Genomic DNA, 2306 nt, shown 5'->3' with positions numbered 1-2306 from the left:
AATTGGGTGTATGCTCTAAAAATTAGACTTTTTCGACCGATTTTATTGATTTTTAAATTTATAAAATTCAAAATGGGAACAAGCGAAATCCAAGTAAAAAATGAGTTTTGTAAAAATAACCCACCTTGGCGCAGAACGCTGCGTGACAGGTTCCTGTCATTTGGTGCGATTTTCAGGAAACAAGAATGTGAATATCCTTGTGGACTGCGGCAAAGCTCAGGGCCGTGATCCGGAACTGCCGTTCTCGTCTTTCCCTGTGAAGCCGGAAAACATTGACTATTTGTTTTTGACCCATGCTCACATTGACCATATTGGTCGGGTGCCGGATCTTATCGATGCCGGGTTTGACGGGGAGATCATCAGCACACATCCCACCAAAGCACTTTTGGGCCCTATGCTCAAAGATGTGCTTTCTTTTACAGGCAGGAGCAAAGCCAAGGTCGGGCAGCTTGAGCAGAAAATTGACGAGTTGTCCTGGGGATTTGAATATGGACAGGAATTTTCCCTGAAACAGAAGATTCGGTTCAGGCTCGGCAATGCTGGCCATATCCTCGGTTCTTGTTTTATCCGGCTTGAATTTCCCATGGGCCGGGAAGATGGAAATTATTCCGTTATTTTTTCAGGGGATTTGGGATGTAAGAATACGCCAATTCTTCCGGATCCGGATACGCCTGAATCTTGTGATCTTCTGGTGCTTGAATCCACCTATGGCGACAGAATTCATGAAAACCGCAGCCTTCGGGTGAAGAGTCTTGAGGAAATGATTGAAAAAGCGTTGAAGGACAAGGGCATTATTTATATCCCGGCTTTTTCCCTGGGAAGAACCCAGGAGTTGATTTATGAACTGGACCGGATCGGTGTGCAGATACCAGTCTTTATTGATTCTCCGCTGGGTCTTGAGATTACGAAAATTTATGCAAGGATGGCTGAATTCTGGGACCAGGAGGCAAAGGAACTTAAAGCACATGGAAACCACCCCATAGATTTCAAGCATTTGTATTCGGTGGAGCGATTCAGGGATCATAAGCGGCTGCTGGCCTTTGAAGGACCGGGGATTATTATTGCCGGCAGCGGTATGTGTACCGGCGGACGGATTTTGGATCATCTCAAGCATGGTCTGGAAGATTCAAAAAATGATATTTTTTTTGTTGGATACCAGGCCAGAGGAACTCTTGGACGTCGGATTGTTGAAAAAAGGGTGGCGGTTCGGGCTCGGGTTCATACGCTGTCCGGATATTCCGCCCATGCTGATCAGGCGGATCTGGTGGACTGGGTAATGTCAATGGGGGAAGCGCCCAAAGAAATCCGGCTGGTTCATGGTGAGGCAGGTGCCAGAAAGGCTTTGGCAAAGGCGCTTGGAATTAAAAATATAAAATACTGATCTGTTGTTCATCTGTTCGTTTATCACAAAGACAAAAAAAGTTATTGATGTTTCATTAGGCTTTTATTAATATATACGAATATTTTGTTGTTGAATTGATTAAGCGGCTTTTTGATCTGATATTTCTAAAATTTGTTTCGCTCAACTTCCATCTTCTTTTTTAATATTGATTCAGAAATGCGTTCAGCGTCTGCAGTCTAAATGTGCAGATTTTTATTATCAATAAATATAAATGGAGGAAACATGGAAACAAAGTTAAGAAGGAGCCTTTGTATTCTGGTTTGCGTGATGGTGGCCCTTTGTGCGATGCCGGCAATGGCTGACGCAAAGAAGGTGAACATTAATACTGCACCTAAAGAACAGTTGACAACATTGAAATATGTTGGCGATGCTATTGCTGACAGGATAATCGAATTTCGCCACAGTACGCCTTTTACAAGTATAGAAGATTTTATGAAGGTAAAGGGCGTCGGACCAAAAGCGTTTGAGGCTAATAAAGATAAAATCAGCGTTAAGGATTAACAGAAGTAGTATACGGGGCACGACAAGTGGTTTTTCTGTTAAAATTTTATTTGCGGATCATTAATCTTGTAGCATTTTTGATTGCCATGTCGGCTTTGAAACCGGCATGGTAGCCTTAACTTTGTGAGCGTTATTGATAATTATTTGGCCCTATGCTTGTATTATTTGAAACTAAAATAAAAAAACATTTGACAAATATTTTAGTTTTGTATAATCTACCCAAGTTCTTTTGGCATTTAGAAAAGAACTTTGATCTTTGAAAATTGGTCAGTGAAAAAGAAAAGAGCGGGTCAATGACAATGCGCTTGGGGCTTAGGCTTTAAGTGCAGACCTTAAAAAGTTTTAGTAAAGGATTATAACTGGAGAGTTTGATCCTGGCTCAGAATGAACGCTGGCGGCGTGC

Annotated in this window: 3 protein-coding genes; all 3 read left to right on the top strand. The window is 42.1% G+C overall.

Annotated features, from left to right (window positions below):
- The coding region (locus B147_RS32820) for a hypothetical protein (RefSeq protein WP_245568972.1) at nucleotides 1-228 on the top strand (228 nt) is incomplete at its 5' end.
- Nucleotides 188-1381, top strand: coding sequence for an MBL fold metallo-hydrolase RNA specificity domain-containing protein (locus tag B147_RS0107950; protein ID WP_245568971.1), 1194 nt, complete (start codon nucleotides 188-190; stop codon nucleotides 1379-1381). The genes B147_RS32820 and B147_RS0107950, both read left to right, overlap by 41 nt.
- Before the next feature lie 243 nt (nucleotides 1382-1624).
- Nucleotides 1625-1903 carry a ComEA family DNA-binding protein gene (locus B147_RS0107945; RefSeq protein WP_020586679.1) on the top strand — a complete coding sequence of 93 codons (279 nt, stop codon included), beginning with the start codon at nucleotides 1625-1627 and terminating at the stop codon, nucleotides 1901-1903.
- The last annotated feature ends 403 nt before the right edge of the window (nucleotides 1904-2306 follow it).

Origin of the sequence: Desulfobacter curvatus DSM 3379, assembly GCF_000373985.1 — a bacterium.
Classification (GTDB): Bacteria; Desulfobacterota; Desulfobacteria; order Desulfobacterales; family Desulfobacteraceae; genus Desulfobacter; species Desulfobacter curvatus.
Note: the sequence above shows the minus strand (reverse complement) of the source record. Positions and strands in the feature narration are given on the sequence as shown.

Excerpts from the sequence above, each read along its gene's own strand:
- B147_RS0107945 (WP_020586679.1), top strand. The coding sequence starts at position 1,625 with ATGGAAACAAAGTTAAGAAGGAGCCTTTGTATTCTGGTTTGCGTGATG.